The sequence below is a fragment of the Clostridioides sp. ZZV14-6153 genome, from assembly GCF_020657855.1.
GTDB lineage: Bacteria > Bacillota > Clostridia > Peptostreptococcales > Peptostreptococcaceae > Clostridioides.
Genome location: NZ_JAGWCZ010000005.1, coordinates 119,441 through 139,006 on the forward strand (window position 1 = coordinate 119,441; position 19,566 = coordinate 139,006).

Sequence of the window (19,566 nt, forward strand, 5' to 3'; positions counted from 1 at the left end):
CTTTAAATAGGGCATTTCTAGCTCTTTTTCTGTCCATTTTTTACGTGTTTTCATACATATCATGCTGTATAACTATTCTTTTAGGTTATATTTATGTTTTTAACGGAATGCGTAAAATTCAAAGTCATAATATATCTTAGTTGAGCTAGACTTTGTGCTATAAATAATTATTTTACTCATAATGTTTTTCTTCTCTTTCAACTCCTGTATATAGTTTTGTAATCATTTGATAAAACAGACTGATTTCTTCATTTGAATAATCTTGAAATATATTGTTTAATTTCTCAGTATGGAGTTCCTGTACTTTTTGTGAATATTCATCTGCTTTTTTTGTTAATACAATAGAAGTATTTCTTTTATTATTGGGTTCATGCTCAATAGCTATAAATCCTTTGCTTTCAAGAGAAACAGCTAGTTTTTTTATATTTTGACGTGAAGACCCTAAGAGTTTTCCAAGATAAGTAAAAGTAGTTTTTTCATCAGCATGCTTTACCATTGTAAGAAGCATAAATTGTTTTAAAGTAAGATGTTCATCTGCTTTATCAAAAATAGTTTGTAATCGGTTCTGTAAAATAAATATGCTTGCAAAAATACCTCGAACTTCATTATTTCTTTCACCACTAAAATTTTTAATCATATTTTTAATTTGCATAAGATATTCCTTTCATGTGAAATCTACTATTTACATTATAGTAATAAGTTGCTATAGTGTAAATAGTAACTTATTACTATAATTTACACAAGGTATTTTTCAGTTGACTTAACTAACAACACTCAGAATCTTTAAATACTTTACCTTAGGGAGGAAATCAAATGATAAAGAAAAAACAAATGACCTGGCTAAATATTTCAGCAACCATTATATTCATACTATTGCTAATCATTACAGTTTGTGGAATATTTTCATTCTCTATAGATAATAAATATGAGGCAATAAACCTATATGGGCAAGTTATTGAGATGTATGGTACAGGTATCTATCAATATGACTCATATTTCAAGGCACCTATATTGATAGGTTCAGACTTAGTAATGTTTTTAATTGTTGTTCCAGTTATTGGTTCATACATATTTCGTGATATAGATACAGTAGAACAAAAAACAAATTTTCTCACAATTCTAGGTATCGTTTTGTATTATGCTTTTAGTATTTCGTTTGGTGTTGCACATAATCAGTTACAACTAGTATATATTTTGTTAACTTCAATTTCATTTTTCACTCTATTTACTTTACTGATGGATATTTATGGAATATCACTTTGCTATAACTGTTCTTTCCATTTAAGAAAGGTAGAATACATGTTTTTGATATTAGCAGGTACTTCAAATATTGTTGCATGGTTACCAGATGTATTACATTCATTATTTACAAGTAGTACACTTGAGAGAATAGAAATGTATACTACAGAAATTACTTATGTGCTTGATATGGGAATTATTAGCCCTTTGGTTTTTATTATTATTTATCTATTAATAAAAAAGAAAAGCTATATTTCATTAGTTTTATATAGAATGATATTAGTAACATTAAAAGTTATTGGGGTAATGCTTCCAATACAAACTCTTGTACAGCTACGAGCAGGCATTTATATTCCAATTCCTGAATTGGTTACGAAAGTTGCTATTTTTGTGACACTTGCGATAATCTCTATCTATTTTGATAAGTTAAATAAAAAAAGAATTATAGTGATTCTGTCAAATAATAATTTTTAGTTTCACAGGATGCAAGCTCAAAACAAGTAGAATATATCATGGTAGATTGTTTTTATCATATGAATTTTAAAAGGTAGATGTCGTAATGACTTATACCTCTTACTCAGTTTACTTTATTATATATTAATCATTAAACTTGAATTTTATGTTTAGTATTTTTGTTGTATTCTATTGATTTTCTATAAACCACTCATATACTGTCTGACAAAACTTTTCACTATTTAAATAGTAGCTATTATGAACATCATCAATTTCAACAAGCTTCTTTTTACAGCTCAACGAATTATAATAGCTATCAAAATACTTAGGTTTGAAATATCTGTCATGAAGCGTTTTAAAAACAAGTGTTGGAATATTAACTCCATTTTTTATTACACTATCTTGTGCGACAAAACATTCTAACATTGTATTCATTACCTTTGTGCTATTTTTCCAAATATTAGGGTTGTCTTGCTCAATCATTTTGTAAAACGCATTATCATGGGCTTCATTATAACCTTCATATTTAGGTGGTTTTACTGTTATATGAAAATTAGGAAGGAGTTTGAGGAAAAAGTTTAATAATTTAACAGTGGGATAAGAATAACCTACCCCTGACGTATTTTTATAATCAACACAGGCAAACTGGGCAAAACTTTTTAACTTATTACTTGTACATGCATAATACTGTGCAAACATGCCACCAATACCTGCATTTCCGTATAGATGTATGTTGGAAGAATAATTCTTTTCTATATACGCAATGACAGAGTCTAAGTCTTTTACAATTGAATTACGTGAAAAATCTTTTTCATTACCACCGCTTTTACCTGTTCCTGAAAAATCAAAGGCAAAGACATTTACATCATATTGCGAAAGAGGTTCGTATGCTAACTGTAAATCAAGCGTAGTTACAATAGGAGTATGTGTAACAATAATATTCGTAGATGATTTTCCACTAATGAATGAATTACAAAAAATCACTGTATTTCCGTTTGGTATTTTTATATGTTGCCAACTCACTTACTTTTCCTCTCTTTCATATGTAAAATATTAGAATAATAAAATTATAAATTATTTATTGGTCATATTTTATCACAGTTACATATTAAAGTCATTTATTTTTTAGTTGTATTATAATATTAATAATAAAGCAGTATATTAGAATGAAATTTATATAGTGAAATTCATATAATAAAATTTATTTTCAGGATAATTAAAAACTACCTTTTAATTTTAGATTAAAATCTTGATATTTTTACAAAGGTAGTAGAGCAAAGAATAGTCTCTGTACATTATGATAAGCTATTGTTTTACTATTGTTGATATTAAGGATATAGAATTTGTTAGTATTGAATAAATAGAAATATAAATTTAGATTATGAATTTTATTTTTAAACAATATTCTACAATAATATAATAGAAAATATTACATAAATAAAATGAATAAAGAGATTATCCGTGAATTATTATTGGAATATAAAGGAGTTTTGTTGAATATTGGTAAATAGAATATTATAATATAGTGTGGATAGATTTTTAGTAATAAAATTTGTAGAGTTAGTATTTATACTAAAAATGGACTTATAATTTGGAGGACAAAAAATGAAATTATCAAGGTACGAAAAAAACAATATGGTTTTGTCTATAATTTTATGTGCACTTATTATTTCAATTCTTGTAATTACTGTTTTTACTACTGTAAAACTGTACAACATATCTAATAAGCAAACTAAAAACTATTTAAACGATGTATCTACACAAATTGTATCAAATGTTGACAATCAAATTGAGTTTATTTTGTCTGATTTAAGACTAATGGCAGATTTTATTAAACAATATGAAGGCGATAGTCGATATGATTACTTAGCAAAAAGAAAAACTAGTTATGAATATTCTGATATTGGGATAATTGATTTAAAAGGTGAAGCAGAGTTTTTAAGTGGAAAAAAATTGGACTTAGAGAATACTGTTTCATATAAAAAGGGAATAGAAGGTAAAGAATATACAGAACTTATAGAGTCACTAGACGTTGTACTCTACAGTGTACCTATATTTGATGATAAACATGAGGTATCTAGTATTTTAGTCGGCGTTTCTCAAAAAGAAAGTGTGAATAATATTCTTAGTATTGACAGTTTTAATGGAGAAGGAACTATTGAAATTGTTAATACTAAGGGGAAACCTCTCTTTATAGGTAAAAATAGTGAGTTGATAAAGGATATTAGTCATAAATATAGAGGTGCTATAAATGAGCATTGGGTTCCCAAAATGATGGATGACTTTAAGAGTGAAGAATCAGGAGAAATTATAATAACTTCATCAAAAAATGTAAAGTGTTTGCTAACTTATCATCCAGTAACAAAAGATTTAAATGATTGGTATTTTGTTCTTATAGTGCCTGAAGAAGCTGTTTTAGGTGAATTGAATAAATTAAACATTTTTACAATAATAATGACATTTATAATTATTTTTATTATTGGAATTATAACATGGATTTTATATACTATTAGAAGAAAATATATAAAACAAATCGAAGATATTGCTTATTTAGATAATATAACAAATGGTATTAATTCAACAAAATTTAGTATGTTAATAAAACCTTTAATTTCTAAATCTCCTGATAGCACCTACATGATGATAGCAATAAACATAAAAGATTTTAAGCTAATAAATGATTGTTTTGGTAGTGAAAAAGGAAATAATGCACTTAAATATATTTATAATGTATTGGAAAAGAATATTATTAATGATGAAGAGTTTGTATGTCGTCATGATGCAGACTTATTCTATCTATTTATAAAGAATCGAGCAGTATTAGAAGTTTTAGAATTATTGTATAAAATAGAAAATGAGATTAATTATTTTAATAAAGACAAAGAAAACCCATACTTTTTAAGAATATCAGTAGGTATTTACACTATTGAAAATCATAATGAAGATTTAATAACAATACAAGACCATGTAAATACAGCAAGAAAAAGTTTTAATAAAACTCATAAAAGTGATTTTAATTTTTATAGCGATATAGAAAAAAATAGATTGATATTTGAAAAGGAATTATCAAATTTAATGGAAAAGGGTCTTGCAGATAAAGAATTTTTTATATGCTTACAACCAAAGGTTGATATAAAAACTGGAAAAATTAGAGGTGCGGAGTCTCTTGTTCGTTGGAATAGTGTAGAAAAAGGAATGATTTATCCAAGTGATTTTGTTCCTCTTTTTGAAAAAAACGGATTTATATGTGAATTAGACTTGTATGTGCTTGAAGAAACATGTAAATTGATTTCTAAATGGATAAAAGAATGTAAAGAGTTATTAATAATTTCTGTTAATGTATCAAGGCAACATTTAAAGGATAAATTATTCTTAGAAAAATATGAGATGATATGTAATAAATATAATGTGCCTACATGGCTAATAGACTTAGAACTTACTGAATCTATTTTTTTAGAAAGCCCAGAAGCTATTGATGTAATAGATGATATTCATAGTAAAGGTTTTAAATGTTCTATAGATGATTTTGGATTTGGATATTCATCATTAGGAATATTAAAGGATTTTAAAGTTGAGATAATTAAATTAGATCGTTCATTTTTTGTGAATAAAAATGATATAGAACGTGGTAAAATTGTTGTAGAATCTGTTATTGAACTTAGTAGAAGGCTTGGCATGAAAGTAATTGCTGAAGGTATTGAAGAAGTTGAACAAGTACATTTCTTAAGAAGTATTGGATGTGATTATGTTCAGGGTTATGTTTTCTCAAAGCCATTATCAATATCTGAGTTTGAAGAATTCACATATAATGATAATAAAATAAAAAATTTGAAAATATCTAATGATTAGAGTTCTAAAATAAAATATTTAGGCAAGTTATATAATTTAAATATATAGCTTGCCTTTTTTACTTGTATGGTTAAATATTCAGATATAGTTTTACTTTTAAGTAAAACCTTTAACTATTTAACTATTGACCATATAGTTATAGATGTATAGTAGTTATCAATAAAGCGTTGAAAATACTATGTAATATTAAAATGTATTGTAATCAGTAGATGATATAAAGTTTTAAATATAAATATTATATTTTTTGATAAAAATATGTCTACAGATTTTGTAAAAACAATTTTCAAATATTGTAAGTTGTAGTTAAAGCTTTATTGTATTATTCTGAATATAGAAAGATAGTTACTATTTTTAGACATAAAAAAACTAAAATATACAGAATAACATAAAATTTGCAGTATTAATAACTCTAATTATTTTGAAAGGAGGGAAAATATGATAAGTGGAAGAATGTTACTCATTATGAATTTTCTAAAGGAAAAAGAGAAGACAAGTTATAGGGAGATTAGCCAACAACTAAGTATAGAAGAAAGAAAAATTAGATATGACATAAATAATTTAAATATTGTTTTACAGTCACTAAAGAAACCATTAATACAAAAGATAAATAAAGGTGTATTAATTATTCCTAAAGATTTCCAAGTAGTATATATAGATAATAATGACTATGTATTTTCTTTAACTGAGAGAGTATCTATTATGAAAATTATATCAATGTTTAAAATAGATAAGCTAAATTTAGAAAAGTTGAGCAAAGAATTCCAGGTTTCTAGAAGTTCAATTAAAAACGACCTTAATGTTTTATCAAATGAATTAGAAAGAAACAAAATAACTATTACATATGATAAGACTTTCAAAATAAGTGGAGATGAAAACACTATATATAAACAAAGATTAAGTATATTAAAATCATATTCTTACCTATTTGGTAAAGAAAAGTCTGATTTAAGTGTGTTTGAGCAGTATTTAGTGAAAATTATTGAACAAATATTCAAAGGAATTTGTTTGAATGATATATATAACTGGTCAACAGATTTACTTTCCCAAATGGATTGGACTTTAAATGATGAATCTTTTACGTGGTATGTTTCAAATATTTTTCTTTTTACATGGTACATACATTCAGATGAAAAACATCCTTTAGAATCTTCTTCATTAAGTGAGCCGTATTTTGAAAATAAGTTTGACCAAGAATTTGAACAAATCATTCAAAAGAAATTGACCAAAGAACAAATTTTATTGTTAAAAAGTTTTGTGTTTTTTACAAATAAATATGCAAGTTTAAATGAAGATATGGATTTGATTAGTACAGAAATAATAGTTCAAGATTTAATTTACAATATGTCAGAAATACTAAGTGTTGATTTCAAAGAAGATATGATTCTTTATAAAGGTTTGCTTAATCATATTGCTCCATTAATAGAAAGAATCAAACAAAACATACAAATCTATGAAGAACTATTCCATGTTATACCAGATAAATATCAATATGTACTTGAAGCTACTAAGGTTTCTATACAAAAGAATAGGATGTTAAATCAAATAAGAAATGAAAATGAAATAATACTTTTAGCAATACACTTTTTAGGAAGCGTACAAAGAAACGAGAGAAATAATTATAAAAATATATTATTAGTTTGTGGATTTGGATATGGTGTAATTGCTATGTTAAAAGATACTCTAATAAATGATTATCAAATAAATATATTGGACAGTATTCCAGCATATAAATTGCAAGATTATAAGGACTGGGAAAATATCGATTTCATTATAACAACATCAAAGATAGCTACAACTTTACCCAAAGTAGTTATTGAGATTAATCCATTTTTACAAGAAAACGATTATCTAAAACTTGAAGAAAAAGGAATAAAAAGAAAGAATGTCCTGACTAATTATATATCAATTAAAAAAAGGCTAGATTTCTTAGAAGAAGATGCTCAAAAAAGAGTGTTGAGTATCATATGGCAAGAGCTCGGATATAGTGATGAAAGGATATTATCTAGACAACTTAAATTAAGTGATTTAATAGGGGCTGATACTATCAACATAATTGATAAAGAAGTGAAGTGGGAAGATGCTGTTAAAATTAGTTCAAATATACTTGCTGATTGTGATTTTGTATCAACACAATATGCTGAGAATATTATAGATATTTTGAAAAATGTAGGTTTTTATGCTGTAAAAGATGAAGAGTTTGCTTTATTACATGGGAATGATAGTTCATTAGTTAAAGTGAGTTCAATAAGTTTACTAATATGTAAAGAGCCAATTAGTTTTGGTGATAAAAAGGTTAAAGTTATATTTTGTCTAGCAAGTAGAGATAAAAAAGAGCAAATTCCAGCAATAATTAATTTAACTAAAATGGTTTATAAGACTAATTTTATTAGTATGTTAGAAAGTGCAAGGACAAAAGAAGAAGCAGAAGGTTTAATTCATAAATATGAGGAGGAGGTCACTGTATGAGTAAATTAGTCAATGTAAAATGCTCATTCAAAATGAAAGCAGATTCAAAAGAAGAAGCTATTACATCATTAGTGGATGTAGTATCAAAAGAGGGGTATTTAAGAGATAAAAATCAATTTTTAGAAGATGTTTTAAAAAGAGAGGAAACATTATCAACATATATTGGGCATGGTATAGGTCTACCTCATAGTCAAAGTATAGGGGTCAAAGATTCTTGTATTACAATTGGAAAGCTTGATGTTCCTATTGAATGGACAGAAGAAGGTGAAAAAGTAGATTTGATATTTTTAATATCAGTAACAAAAGATAATGAGAATAATCTTCATTTAAAGATTTTATCAAAACTGGCACGTTTATTGATGCATGAGAGTTTTAGAAATCAAATTAGAGAGTCAGATGAACAGACAGTTTATAATCTTATAAAAGAAAAGATAGGGGAGGAAGATTAAAGTGAGGATTTTAAAGTTTTTACAAAAACATCTTATGACAGCAACATCATATATGATTCCATTTGTAGTTGCTGGGGGAATATTATTTGCTTTGTCAGTAACATTAAGTGGGCAAGCTGCTGTTCCTGAAACTGGATGGTTAGCTAAACTAAATCAAATTGGTGCTGCAGGTCTAGCTTTGTTTATCCCAATATTAGGTGGATATATAGCATTTAGTATGGCAGATAAACCAGGGCTAGCACCAGGTATGATAGGTGCATATTTAGCAAAAGAAGTAAATGCTGGTTTTATAGGTGGTATTATAGCAGGATTTATAGCAGGATTTGTTGTCTTACAACTAAAGAAAATAAAATTAGCTCCTACAATGAGAACTCTAGGTTCCATATTTATTTATCCTTTGCTTGGTACATTGATTACAGGTGGCATAATTGTATTTTTAATTGGAGAACCTATAGCTTCTTTTATGGCATGGATGACGAACTGGCTAAATGGAATGTCTGGTGTTTCAAAGATTCCTTTAGGGGGTATTTTGGGAGGAATGATAGCTTCTGATATGGGTGGCCCTATAAATAAAGTTGCTGCGACTTTTGCTCAAACACAAGTTGATACACTTCCATACTTAATGGGAGGGGTTGGCGTTGCGATTTGTATACCTCCAATTGGATTAGGGTTAGCAACATTATTATTCCCAAAAAAATTTAGTAAAGAAGAAAGAGATTCAGGAAAAGCATCACTTCTAATGGGGTGTGTTGGAATCACGGAAGGAGCTATTCCATTTGCAACAGCGGACCCTGTTAGAGTAATTCCTTGTATTATGGCTGGTTCAATTATTGGAAACATTATGGCTTTTTTATTAGGATGTTTAAATCATGCTCCTTGGGGAGGCTTGATAGTACTTCCAGTTGTTGATAACAGGTTGGGTTATATAGCATCTGTACTAACTGGAGCAGTTGTTGTCGCAATCTTGATGAAATTAGTAAAGAAAAATGTAAAGGAAGATGAAGAAATTGAAGAAGATATAGATGATTCTATTGAATTGATATTCGAAGAATTATAGATATATGAAATAATAAATTAGCTTATATAAAATTTTAAAAAAAGCATGTAGAACTATAAATTTAAAGGAGATGAAGATATGAAAATTGTAGCAGTAACATCTTGCCCTAGTGGAGTAGCACATACTTATATGTCAGCTGAATCACTTGAATTATCAGCAAAAAAATTTGGAATAGAAATAAAGGTTGAAACTCAAGGAAGTTCTGGAATAGATAATGAGTTGTCACCTAAGGAAATTGAAGAAGCAGCCTGTGTGATATTAACTAACGATGTTGAGATTAGAAATATGGAGCGTTTTAAAGGAAAGAAAGTAGTAAGAATGAGTGTGTCTGACATTATTAAAAAATCTGATGCATTAATTAAGAAAATAAAAGATACTTTTCAATAAAGTTTGATTTATTTTACATATAACATAAAGATGTTTTTATTGAAGATTTTATTAAAAATATCTTTAAAAACATCTTAAAAAATAGAATAAAAGGAGATATAGTAATGAAAAAATTACCAATAAAAACTGTCGTACAACGATTACTAGACTTACAAGAAGAGGGGAAAAGTGCAACACTTTTAGGGATTGGTCCTATGTCACCTAATTTGTTACAAGCGAGTTTTGAATTAGCGAAAGATGATGATTTTCCTTTAATGTTTATTGCCAGTAGAAATCAAGTAGATGCAGATGAGCTAGGTGGAGGCTATGTAAATGGTTGGAATCAAGAAACTTTCACAAGAGATATTAAGAGAATAGCTGATAAAGTTGGATTTGATGGTTTATATTACTTATGCAGAGACCATGGAGGGCCATGGCAAAGAGATAAAGAAAGAAATGACCATTTACCTGTTGACAAAGCTATGGAATTAGGAAAAAAATCTTATTTAGCTGATATTGAGGCAGGTTTTGATTTACTAATGATTGACCCTACAAAAGATCCATTTGAAATGGGGAAAGTGATTCCATTGGATATAGTCTTAGAACGAACTGTAGAATTAATTGAATATTGCGAAAAAGAAAGAAAAAGACTTAATTTTCCAGAGATAGGATATGAAGTTGGGACAGAGGAAACAAATGGAGGATTAACTTCAACTGAGACATATGAAACATTTATAACTAGATTAAAAGTTGAACTTGAAAAGAGAGATTTACCAATGCCAACATTTATAGTTGGTCAGACAGGGACTCTAACTAGAAAAACAGAACAAGTAGGAACTTTTAATTTTAAGAATGCTTATGATTTAGCTCAAATGGCTAAAAAGTATGGAGTTGGTTTAAAAGAACATAATGGAGATTATTTGGATGATGTGACTTTATTAGAGCATATACCATCTCAAATTATTGCGACAAATGTTGCTCCTCAATATGGTACTGAAGAGACTAGAGCATACTTAAAGCTAGCAGAAGTTGAAAGAAAACTAAAGGAAGAAGGATTAATTGAAAAAACTTCAAATATTAGACATGTTCTTCTTGTAGATGCTATTGAATGTGGACGTTGGAGAAAATGGGTAATGGGAGAACAAAAAAGTTTAACTACTGAAGAAATATTTAAGGATGAAGTACTATCTAATGAGATATTAGATATTGCAGGTCACTATACATTCAATAATGATGATGTTAAAAGAGAGATAGAAGTGCTTTATAGTAATTTAAGCAAAAATAACATTGATGGTCAAAGATTTGTTGTAGACCATATTAAGCGTCCTTTACGTGATTATGCAGAATGTTATAATCTAAAGGGTGTAACTACTAGAATTTTAAATAAATAATAGGACTTATAGTGGTAAGTATTGTTATACTAGGTATTTATAGTTATAATTATATTTACCACTATTAAATTTTGGAGGACTAATATTTTGATTAATTTAATTTTTGATGTAGATGATACTTTATACAATCAGTTAACACCTTTTTATATTGCATATGATAAAGTGTTTTCTTCAATAAAGAATGTTTCTGTTAAGGATTTATATATAAGTAGCAGAAAGTATAGTGATGAGGTATTTCATTTGACTGAGAGTGGAGAGATGCCAATTGAAAAAATGCATGTGTATAGAATAATGAAAGCTTTTGAAGAATTAGGAAATGCCATTACAGAAAAAGATGCTCAAAATTTTCAAGATGAGTATATATATCAGCAATCACAAATAACTTTAATACCAGAAATGGAGCAAGTTTTAAATTTTGCTAAAGAAAAAAATATTAATATGGGAATTATAACTAATGGACCATCTTCTCATCAAAGAATGAAATTAAAGCAATTAAATATTGAAAAGTGGGTTGATGAAGAGAATATTTTTATTTCTAGTGAAGTTGGTTTTTCTAAGCCAGATATTAATATTTTTAGATTGGCTGAGAAATTTATGAATTTAGATAAGGCAAATACATATTATGTAGGTGACTCTTACAAAAATGATGTAGTAGGTTCTAAAAAAGCTGGATGGAAGAGTATCTGGATGAATCATAGGAAACATAGGGTAGAGGAGTTGGTTTATAAACCTGACTTTATAATTTTGGATTATCAAGAAATACCATTATTGTACAAAAAATTATTTAAAGATATTTAACTATTAATAAGATATAAATTGATTGGTAAAATAAAATTAAAAACTAGATATTTTGTAAGTCAACAACTATAAAATTGTATATCCATGAATAAGGAAGATGATTTATGATAATCAACTTCCTTTTTTAGTATAGATTTTAATTTAAATATCTTATAGAAGTGAGTATCTTACTGAATTATGAATATTATAATTTAAAAAATATTATGTAAGTTTACTCTAAATTATATAAAATATATTTATTTATCAAAAAATAATAAATAAATGAAAAGTAATTTTGTTAGGTATCAAAAAAAGTAAATAAAGTTCGCGATGGGACGAATAAAAAAAATACAAGGAATATTTTTTTTAAAAAATTTCAAAAAAGAGTTGATAATATATGTATATTAATATAAAATTTAAGATGTATAATTCGTATAATAATGCGAATGATTTAAAGTTTAAAATAACTTATAAACGGAGAGGGGAAGTCTAATGAAAGTAGCAGTAGTTATGGGTTCAAAATCAGATTATCCAAAATTAGAAGAAGGGATAAAACTGCTTGAAAAATACGGAATAGAAGTTGTAGCAAGAGCATTATCTGCTCATAGAACACCAGAACAACTTTCAATATTCCTAAGAGAAATAGAAGATGATACAGATGTAATAATAGCAGCAGCAGGAAAAGCAGCACATCTACCAGGTGTAATAGCTTCACAAACTCTAATTCCAGTAATAGGATTGCCTATTAAATCATCAACTATGGATGGATTAGACTCACTTTTATCAATAGTTCAAATGCCAAAAGGAATACCAGTTGCAACAGTTACAATAGATTTAGGTTTAAATGCAGCTTTATTGGCATTACAAATAATGACTCTAAAATACCCAAAATTAAAAGAAGATTTGAAATCATATAGAGAAGAAATGGCACAAAAGGTGCTAGAAGACGACAAGAATTTAAGGGGGTAACAGAAATGTTATTATATGAAGGAAAAGCAAAACAAGTATATTCTACAGATAATGAAAATGAATATGTTGTTTATTATAAAGATGATGCAACAGCATTTAATGGAGAAAAAAAAGCAGAAATATCTTCAAAAGGTATACTAAATAATAAGATATCAACAATAATCTTTGAAATGTTAAAAGAAAATAATATAAATACACACTTTATAAAAAGTTTATCGGATAGAGAAATGTTAGTTAAGAAAGTAGAAATTTTACCATTAGAAGTGATAGTAAGAAATATCGCTGCTGGTTCTATTTGCAAAAGAGTTGGTCTTGAAGAAGGTGTAGTTTTCGATGAGCCAATCTTTGAAATAAGCTATAAAAATGATGATTATGGTGACCCAATGCTAAATGACGATTATGCAGTGGCAATGAAATTAGCAACTAGAGAAGAATTAAAATTCTTAAGAGAAGAAACTCTAAAAATAAATGAATTGCTAAAAGCATTCTTCTTAAAATTAAACCTAAAGTTAGTTGACTTTAAAATAGAATTTGGTAAAGATTCAGAAGGAAACATAATATTGGCAGATGAAGTATCACCAGACACTTGTAGACTTTGGGATGTAAACACAAATGAAAAATTAGACAAAGACAGATTTAGAAGAGACCTTGGAGACCTTGTAGAAGGTTATACGGAAGTACTTTCGAGAATGAATAATAAATAGGAGGCAAATGTATGTGTGGAGTTTTAGGGATTTACTCTAATAAAGATGTAACTAAAGAACTATATTATTCTTTATATTCTATGCAACACAGAGGGCAGGAAAGCTGTGGTTTAGCTCTTTTAGATGATGGAGAAATTAAGTACAAAAAAGATATGGGATTAGTTGGAGATGTTTTTAAGGAAAGTGAATTATCTAAGTTAAAAGGAAATATAGGTATTGGACATGTTAGATATTCAACAGCTGGAGGAAGTCATGTTTCTAACTGTCAGCCTTTAGTTGGAAGTTGCAGAAAAAGACAATTAGCTATAGCTCATAATGGAAATCTAGTAAATGCAAATTATTTAAAAGATATGCTAGAAGAAGATGGATATATGTTCCAAACTAATTCAGATACAGAAGTAATTTTATATATACTTGCAAGATATTACAAAGGTGATATAGTAGAAAGTTTAAAAGTAACAATGGACTATATCAAAGGTGCATATGCTCTTGTAATAATGAGTCAAGATGAATTGGTTGCAGTTAGAGACCCACATGGATTTAGACCTCTTGTACTTGGTAAAAAGGGTGATGAATATATATTTGCATCAGAAAATTGTGCAATAGACATACTTGGCGGAGAAGTTGTAAGAGATGTAGAGCCAGGAGAAATAATAGTAGTTAAAGATGGTGAATTAAAATCATATTTTTATTCAGAAAATTATAAACCAGTTAAGAAAAGTTGTATATTTGAACACATATACTTTGCAAGAAATGATGCAACTATAGATAATGTAAATGCATATGAATTCAGAATTAAATGTGGGGAAAGATTAGCTCAAGATGAAAATGTAAAAGCAGATGTAGTAGTTCCAGTTCCTGATTCAGGTTGGCCAGGGGCTATTGGTTATGCAAATGCTAGTGGATTAAAAATAAGTGAAGGTCTAGTTAAAAATAGATATGTAGGAAGAACATTTATAAAACCTACACAAGAGGAAAGAGAGATAGCTGTAAAAATAAAATTAAATCCTCTTTCAACAGTAATAAAAGGAAAATCTATAATTTTAGTAGATGATTCAATAGTAAGAGGAACTACATCTAAACAGTTAGTAAAATCTTTAAGAGAAGCGGGAGCAAAAGAAATTCATCTTAGAATAACATCTCCTCCAGTCGCTTACTCTTGTTATTATGGAATAGATACTCCAAATCGCTCTAAGTTAATTGCATCAAGTAACAACGTAGAAGAAATGAGAGAATATATTGGATGTGATAGTTTAAAATTCCTAGATATAGAAGGAATGTTAGATGCAGCAGAGCATAAGTCTACTTTCTGTAAAGCTTGTTTTGATGGAGAATACCCAGTTAAAAAAATTGATAAGGAGGAACTACTTTCATGTTAACATATAAAGAATCAGGTGTAGATATAGATGAAGGAAATAGAGCAGTAGACCTTATAAAAGGGAAAATTAAAGGAACTTATGATGGAAATGTAGTTGGAGATTTAGGAAACTTTAGTGGATTATACAGTTTAAAAGATTTTGTAGGAATGAAAGAACCAGTTTTGCTTGCATCTACAGATGGTGTTGGGACTAAGTTAAAAATAGCTCAAATGATGGACAAGCATGATACTGTTGGAATAGATTTAGTTGCAATGTGTGTAAATGATTTAATATGTCAAGGTGCTAAGCCATTATTTTTCCTTGATTATATAGCTCTTGGAAAATTAGTTCCTGAGCATATAGAAAAAGTAGTTGGCGGAATAGCAGACGGCTGTAAGATGTCTGGTTGTGCACTAATTGGTGGAGAAACTGCTGAAATGCCTGGAATGTATGGAGATGATGATTATGATTTAGCAGGATTCTCTGTAGGTATAGCAGACAAAGAAAAGATTGTTTCTGGAAATGATGTTAAATCAGGAGATGTATTAGTTGGTATATCTTCAAGTGGAGTACACAGTAATGGATTTTCTTTCATAAGAAAGATATTCTTAGAAACTTATGATTATAAGATGGAACAATATGTAGAAGAACTAGGAATGACAGTTGGGGAAGCACTTTTAACACCAACTAAAATATATGTTAAGTTAGCTTTAGATGTATTGGCTAAACATGATATAAAAGCTATAGCTCACATAACTGGTGGAGGGCTTATAGAAAATATAACAAGAGTTATACCTAAAGGATTAGGATTAGATATAAATAAAAAATCTTGGGAGAAACCTCCTATATTCAAAATGATAGAAGGTTTTAATGCTGTAGATGAGAGAGAACTTCATAAGAGTTTTAACATGGGTATTGGACTAGTTTTAATAGTAGATAAAGAAAATGCCAACGATGTTGTAAACTTTATAAATAATAGAGAAAATGACAATGCTTCTTATGTAGATAAAAAGTATAGTGAATTATTAGAAGATAAAGCATATATAATTGGTGAAGTAGTAGATAGTCATGAAGGTGTAGAATTATGCTAAATATAGGAGTTTTAATATCTGGTGGAGGAACAAATTTACAAGCAGTTATAGATGGTACTGAGTCTGGAAAGATAAAAGGTCAGGTTAAGGTAGTTATCTCAAGTAAGCAAGATGCTTATGGTTTAGAGAGAGCTAAAAATCATAACATAAAGGCAATTTGTGAAACTAATGAAGACAAGATAATAGAAATTCTTAAAGAAAATAAAATAGATTTAGTAGTTTTGGCTGGTTATTTAAAAATAATCAGCCCAAAGCTGGTTAATGAGTTTAGAAACAAAATGATAAACATACATCCATCATTAATTCCTTCATTTTGCGGAGCTGGATTCTATGGAGAAAGAGTCCATCAGGGAGTAATAGATTATGGGGCTAAAGTAACTGGTGCTACAGTTCATTTTGTGGATGAAGGTGCTGACACTGGACCAATAATAATGCAAGATGTAGTTAAGGTAAATCAAGATGATGATGCAAAAACACTTGCACAAAGAGTGTTAGAAGTTGAACATAGGATTTTGGAAGAGAGTTTAAGTCTTTTTTGTGAAAATAAATTAAAACTTCAAGGTAGGAGAGTGTTTATAAATGAGTAAGAGAGCTTTAATAAGTGTAACTGACAAAACAGGTGTAGTTGAATTTGCTAAAGAATTAAATAAGCTAGACTATGAAATTATATCTACAGGAAATACTTTTAAGACATTAAAAGAAAATGGAGTTAATGTAATGCAAGTTGAAGATGTTACAAACTTCCCAGAAATATTGGATGGAAGAGTAAAAACATTAAATCCATATATACATGGTGGAATACTTTACAAAAGAGACAAAGAATCTCATGTAGAAACTGTAAATGAACATAAAATACATTCAATAGATTTAGTAGCTGTAAATCTATACGATTTTGAAGGAACTTTAAAAGCTGGAAAAAGCCACGATGAAATGATAGAAAATATAGATATCGGTGGACCATCTATGATACGTTCTGCTGCTAAAAACTATAAAGATGTAATAGTAGTAGTAGATATAAAAGATTATGATTCTATAATAGAAAAATTAAAAACAGACACAATGACATTAGAAGATAGAAAAAAATTATCATATAAAGCTTTCTCAACTACAGGAAGATATGATGCTTTAATATCTAGCTATTTTGCTGAAGAAGTAGGAGATACATATCCTGACATATTAAATTTAACTTTCCAAAAAGAACAAACTTTAAGATATGGAGAAAATCCACATCAAAATGGTTTCTTATATTCACAATCAAATGCAAAAAATCCAATCTTAAATTATGAACAACTAGGTGGTAAAGAACTTTCTTTCAACAACTTAAATGATTTACATGGTTGCTTAGAAGTTATGAGAGAATTTAAAGATAGTGAAGAAGTAGTTTCAGTAGCTATAAAACATGCTAATTCATGTGGTGTAGGATTAGGAAAAGATGCTTTTGAAGCATATACAAAATGTTATGAAGCAGACAAGGTATCAATCTTTGGTGGAATAGTAGGAATAACTTCTACTATAGACAAATCTACAGCAGAGAAATTAAATGAAATATTCTTAGAAATAGTAGTAGCATATGATTTTGAACCAGAGGCATTAGAGATACTTAAACAAAAGAAAAACCTAAGAATCTTAAAATTAGCTAAGATAGAAAATAGTTTACAACCATATGAAATGAAATACTTAGATGGAAAATTATTGATACAAGATAGAAACAATATATTAGCAGAAAAAAGCGAAAATGTAACAAAAGCAAAACCAACAGATGAACAACTTAAAGATATGGAATTTGGTATGAGAGTAGTAAAAAACATGAAATCAAATGCAATTGCAATAGTAAAAAATGGTCAAACTCTAGCTTTAGGTTGTGGACAAACATCAAGAATTTGGGCATTAAAAAATGCTCTTGAAAACAATAAAGATAAAGATTTTACAGGAGCTGTTTTAGCATCAGATGCATTTTTCCCATTTGATGATTGTGTAACATTAGCTCATGAATATGGAATATCAGCAGTAGTTCAGCCAGGTGGCTCTATAAAAGATAAAGATTCAATAGAAGCTTGTGATAAGTATGATATGGTTATGGTATTTACAGGAATAAGACACTTCAAACACTAAGGAGGATATTATGAAGATATTGGTTGTAGGCGGTGGCGGAAGAGAACATGCTATATGCTGGAAATTAAGCAATGAAAAAAATGTAGAAAAAGTTTATTGTGCGCCAGGTAATGCAGGAATCGCAAATGTAGCAGAATGTGTAAATATAGGTGATACTGATGTAGAAGGACTTTTAAAGTTTGCCAAGGATAACAACATAGGTCTAACAATAGTAGGTCCAGAAGTACCACTAGTTATGGGAATAGTAGATGAATTTGAAAAAGAAGGTTTAAGAGTATTTGGACCTAATAAAAAATGTGCTCAACTTGAAGGAAGTAAAGCTTTTTCAAAAGATTTTATGATAAAGCATAACATACCTACTGCAAAATATAAAGAATATACAAACTTAGAAGAAGCTATATCAGAAATAGATAGCTTTGGGTATCCAGTAGTAATAAAAGCGGACGGATTAGCTGCTGGAAAAGGTGTTGTAATACCTGAAAATAGAGAAGATGCTATAGCAACTTTAAAAGAAATGATGTCAGATAAGAAATTTGGAACTGCTGGAGATAAAATAGTAATTGAAGAATTTTTAAAAGGTATAGAAACTTCCATCTTGGCATTTGTAGACAATGATACAATAGTTCCTATGGCAAGTGCAAAAGACCATAAAAAGGTAAACAATTATGAACAAGGACCGAACACAGGTGGAATGGGAACTTTTTCACCTAGTGAAATCTATACAGAAGAATTAGCAAATAAAGTAAAAGAAACAGTACTAGAAAAAACATTGGAAGGATTCAAAAAAGATGGACTTAACTTTAAAGGTATTTTATTTGTTGGTCTTATGATAACTGATGATGGAGAGAAAGTACTTGAATATAATGTAAGATTTGGAGACCCTGAAACACAATCTGTTTTATTTAGATTAGAAACAGATTTACATGAAATAATGGAAGCTATACTTGACAACAAGTTAAAAGACATAGAAATAAATTATAGTGATGATGAAGCTGTATGTGTTATGCTTACATCAGGAGGGTATCCAGACAGTTATGAAAAAGGAAAAGTTATAACTGGTCTTGAAAATTTGGATGATGATATAGTAGTATTCCACAGTGGTACTAAGATGCTTGATGGTAATTTAGTTACTAATGGAGGAAGAGTAATTGGTATAACTGCAAAATCAACTACAGTTAAGGATGCAGCAGAAAAAGTTTATGAAAATATAAAGAAAGTAAACTTTGAAGGGATGCACTATAGAACAGACATAGGAAGATAATTTTTCTAAAATGGAGGATAAGGT

At 28.4% G+C, this 19,566-nt stretch carries 17 protein-coding genes; 15 read left to right on the plus strand and 2 right to left on the minus strand.

Annotation, left to right across the window (positions count from 1 at the left end):
- Nucleotides 1–172: 172 nt before the first annotated feature.
- A complete protein-coding gene (locus tag KGF46_RS08485) occupies nucleotides 173–652 on the minus strand; it encodes a MarR family winged helix-turn-helix transcriptional regulator (protein WP_227827814.1) in 480 nt (159 codons plus the stop codon).
- A gap of 161 nt (nucleotides 653–813) precedes the next feature.
- On the opposite strand from KGF46_RS08485, the gene KGF46_RS08490 reads away from it, so the two are divergent.
- Nucleotides 814–1,713 (plus strand): hypothetical protein, encoded by a 900-nt coding sequence (locus KGF46_RS08490; RefSeq protein WP_227854683.1) that lies wholly within the window; start codon nucleotides 814–816, stop codon nucleotides 1,711–1,713.
- A gap of 168 nt (nucleotides 1,714–1,881) precedes the next feature.
- On the opposite strand, the gene KGF46_RS08495 is transcribed toward KGF46_RS08490, so the two are convergent.
- Nucleotides 1,882–2,715 carry a serine aminopeptidase domain-containing protein gene (locus tag KGF46_RS08495; protein WP_227842653.1) on the minus strand — a complete coding sequence of 278 codons (834 nt, stop codon included), beginning with the start codon at nucleotides 2,713–2,715 and terminating at the stop codon, nucleotides 1,882–1,884.
- A 582-nt stretch (nucleotides 2,716–3,297) separates the two neighbouring features.
- Between KGF46_RS08495 and KGF46_RS08500 the strand changes: the two genes are divergently transcribed.
- The 14 genes from KGF46_RS08500 to purD all read left to right on the plus strand — a co-directional run bounded on the left by KGF46_RS08500 (nucleotide 3,298) and on the right by purD (nucleotide 19,542).
- Nucleotides 3,298–5,541: a GGDEF domain-containing protein gene (locus KGF46_RS08500; RefSeq protein ID WP_227842652.1), complete on the plus strand. Its 2,244-nt coding sequence runs from the start codon at nucleotides 3,298–3,300 to the stop codon at nucleotides 5,539–5,541.
- Nucleotides 5,542–5,976: 435 nt separating this feature from the next.
- Entirely contained in the window at nucleotides 5,977–8,007 is a 2,031-nt protein-coding gene (locus KGF46_RS08505) for a PTS sugar transporter subunit IIA (protein WP_227856547.1), read from the plus strand.
- Nucleotides 8,004–8,456: a fructose PTS transporter subunit IIA gene (locus tag KGF46_RS08510; RefSeq protein ID WP_227827809.1), complete on the plus strand. Its 453-nt coding sequence runs from the start codon at nucleotides 8,004–8,006 to the stop codon at nucleotides 8,454–8,456. Before KGF46_RS08505 ends, KGF46_RS08510 begins: the two co-directional genes overlap by 4 nt.
- A gap of 1 nt (nucleotide 8,457) precedes the next feature.
- Complete coding sequence (locus KGF46_RS08515; RefSeq protein ID WP_227827808.1) at nucleotides 8,458–9,513, plus strand: PTS fructose transporter subunit EIIC; 1,056 nt, start codon at nucleotides 8,458–8,460, stop codon at nucleotides 9,511–9,513.
- Between the two features lie 78 nt (nucleotides 9,514–9,591).
- Nucleotides 9,592–9,900 carry a PTS fructose-like transporter subunit IIB gene (locus KGF46_RS08520; RefSeq protein WP_227827807.1) on the plus strand — a complete coding sequence of 103 codons (309 nt, stop codon included), beginning with the start codon at nucleotides 9,592–9,594 and terminating at the stop codon, nucleotides 9,898–9,900.
- Nucleotides 9,901–10,004: 104 nt separating this feature from the next.
- Nucleotides 10,005–11,270 carry a class II D-tagatose-bisphosphate aldolase non-catalytic subunit gene (locus KGF46_RS08525; RefSeq protein ID WP_227827806.1) on the plus strand — a complete coding sequence of 422 codons (1,266 nt, stop codon included), beginning with the start codon at nucleotides 10,005–10,007 and terminating at the stop codon, nucleotides 11,268–11,270.
- 87 nt (nucleotides 11,271–11,357) lie between these two features.
- A complete protein-coding gene (locus KGF46_RS08530) occupies nucleotides 11,358–12,068 on the plus strand; it encodes an HAD family hydrolase (RefSeq protein WP_227827805.1) in 711 nt (236 codons plus the stop codon).
- A 471-nt stretch (nucleotides 12,069–12,539) separates the two neighbouring features.
- Nucleotides 12,540–13,016 (plus strand): 5-(carboxyamino)imidazole ribonucleotide mutase, encoded by a 477-nt coding sequence (purE, locus tag KGF46_RS08535; RefSeq protein WP_227827804.1) that lies wholly within the window; start codon nucleotides 12,540–12,542, stop codon nucleotides 13,014–13,016.
- Nucleotides 13,017–13,021: 5 nt separating this feature from the next.
- Entirely contained in the window at nucleotides 13,022–13,720 is a 699-nt protein-coding gene (gene purC, locus KGF46_RS08540) for a phosphoribosylaminoimidazolesuccinocarboxamide synthase (RefSeq protein ID WP_227452069.1), read from the plus strand.
- 11 nt (nucleotides 13,721–13,731) lie between these two features.
- Nucleotides 13,732–15,099 (plus strand): amidophosphoribosyltransferase, encoded by a 1,368-nt coding sequence (gene purF / locus KGF46_RS08545; RefSeq protein ID WP_227827803.1) that lies wholly within the window; start codon nucleotides 13,732–13,734, stop codon nucleotides 15,097–15,099.
- The gene (purM, locus tag KGF46_RS08550) at nucleotides 15,093–16,169 is read left to right on the plus strand and encodes a phosphoribosylformylglycinamidine cyclo-ligase (RefSeq protein ID WP_227839325.1); all 1,077 of its coding nucleotides are present in this window, start codon (nucleotides 15,093–15,095) and stop codon (nucleotides 16,167–16,169) included. The genes purF and purM overlap by 7 nt, the downstream gene beginning before the upstream one ends.
- On the plus strand, nucleotides 16,163–16,756 hold the full coding sequence (gene purN, locus KGF46_RS08555) for a phosphoribosylglycinamide formyltransferase (RefSeq protein WP_227842650.1): 594 nt from the start codon (nucleotides 16,163–16,165) through the stop codon (nucleotides 16,754–16,756). Before purM ends, purN begins: the two co-directional genes overlap by 7 nt.
- The gene (purH, locus tag KGF46_RS08560; RefSeq protein WP_227861934.1) at nucleotides 16,749–18,281 is read left to right on the plus strand and encodes a bifunctional phosphoribosylaminoimidazolecarboxamide formyltransferase/IMP cyclohydrolase; all 1,533 of its coding nucleotides are present in this window, start codon (nucleotides 16,749–16,751) and stop codon (nucleotides 18,279–18,281) included. Before purN ends, purH begins: the two co-directional genes overlap by 8 nt.
- 10 nt (nucleotides 18,282–18,291) lie before the next feature.
- Nucleotides 18,292–19,542: a phosphoribosylamine--glycine ligase gene (gene purD / locus KGF46_RS08565; protein WP_227827800.1), complete on the plus strand. Its 1,251-nt coding sequence runs from the start codon at nucleotides 18,292–18,294 to the stop codon at nucleotides 19,540–19,542.
- Nucleotides 19,543–19,566 lie beyond the last annotated feature (24 nt).

Bases quoted from the DNA above. Each gene is read 5' to 3' on its own strand.
- KGF46_RS08490 (WP_227854683.1), top strand. From the start codon at position 814: ATGATAAAGAAAAAACAAATGACCTGGCTAAATATTTCAGCAACCATT.
- purC (WP_227452069.1), top strand. From the start codon at position 13,022: ATGTTATTATATGAAGGAAAAGCAAAACAAGTATATTCTACAGATAAT.
- KGF46_RS08525 (WP_227827806.1), top strand. From the start codon at position 10,005: ATGAAAAAATTACCAATAAAAACTGTCGTACAACGATTACTAGACTTA.
- purE (WP_227827804.1), top strand. From the start codon at position 12,540: ATGAAAGTAGCAGTAGTTATGGGTTCAAAATCAGATTATCCAAAATTA.
- KGF46_RS08500 (WP_227842652.1), top strand. From the start codon at position 3,298: ATGAAATTATCAAGGTACGAAAAAAACAATATGGTTTTGTCTATAATT.
- purM (WP_227839325.1), top strand. From the start codon at position 15,093: ATGTTAACATATAAAGAATCAGGTGTAGATATAGATGAAGGAAATAGA.
- purN (WP_227842650.1), top strand. From the start codon at position 16,163: ATGCTAAATATAGGAGTTTTAATATCTGGTGGAGGAACAAATTTACAA.
- KGF46_RS08520 (WP_227827807.1), top strand. From the start codon at position 9,592: ATGAAAATTGTAGCAGTAACATCTTGCCCTAGTGGAGTAGCACATACT.
- KGF46_RS08510 (WP_227827809.1), top strand. From the start codon at position 8,004: ATGAGTAAATTAGTCAATGTAAAATGCTCATTCAAAATGAAAGCAGAT.
- KGF46_RS08505 (WP_227856547.1), top strand. From the start codon at position 5,977: ATGATAAGTGGAAGAATGTTACTCATTATGAATTTTCTAAAGGAAAAA.
- purD (WP_227827800.1), top strand. From the start codon at position 18,292: ATGAAGATATTGGTTGTAGGCGGTGGCGGAAGAGAACATGCTATATGC.
- purH (WP_227861934.1), top strand. From the start codon at position 16,749: ATGAGTAAGAGAGCTTTAATAAGTGTAACTGACAAAACAGGTGTAGTT.
- KGF46_RS08485 (WP_227827814.1), bottom strand. From the start codon at position 652: ATGCAAATTAAAAATATGATTAAAAATTTTAGTGGTGAAAGAAATAAT.
- purF (WP_227827803.1), top strand. From the start codon at position 13,732: ATGTGTGGAGTTTTAGGGATTTACTCTAATAAAGATGTAACTAAAGAA.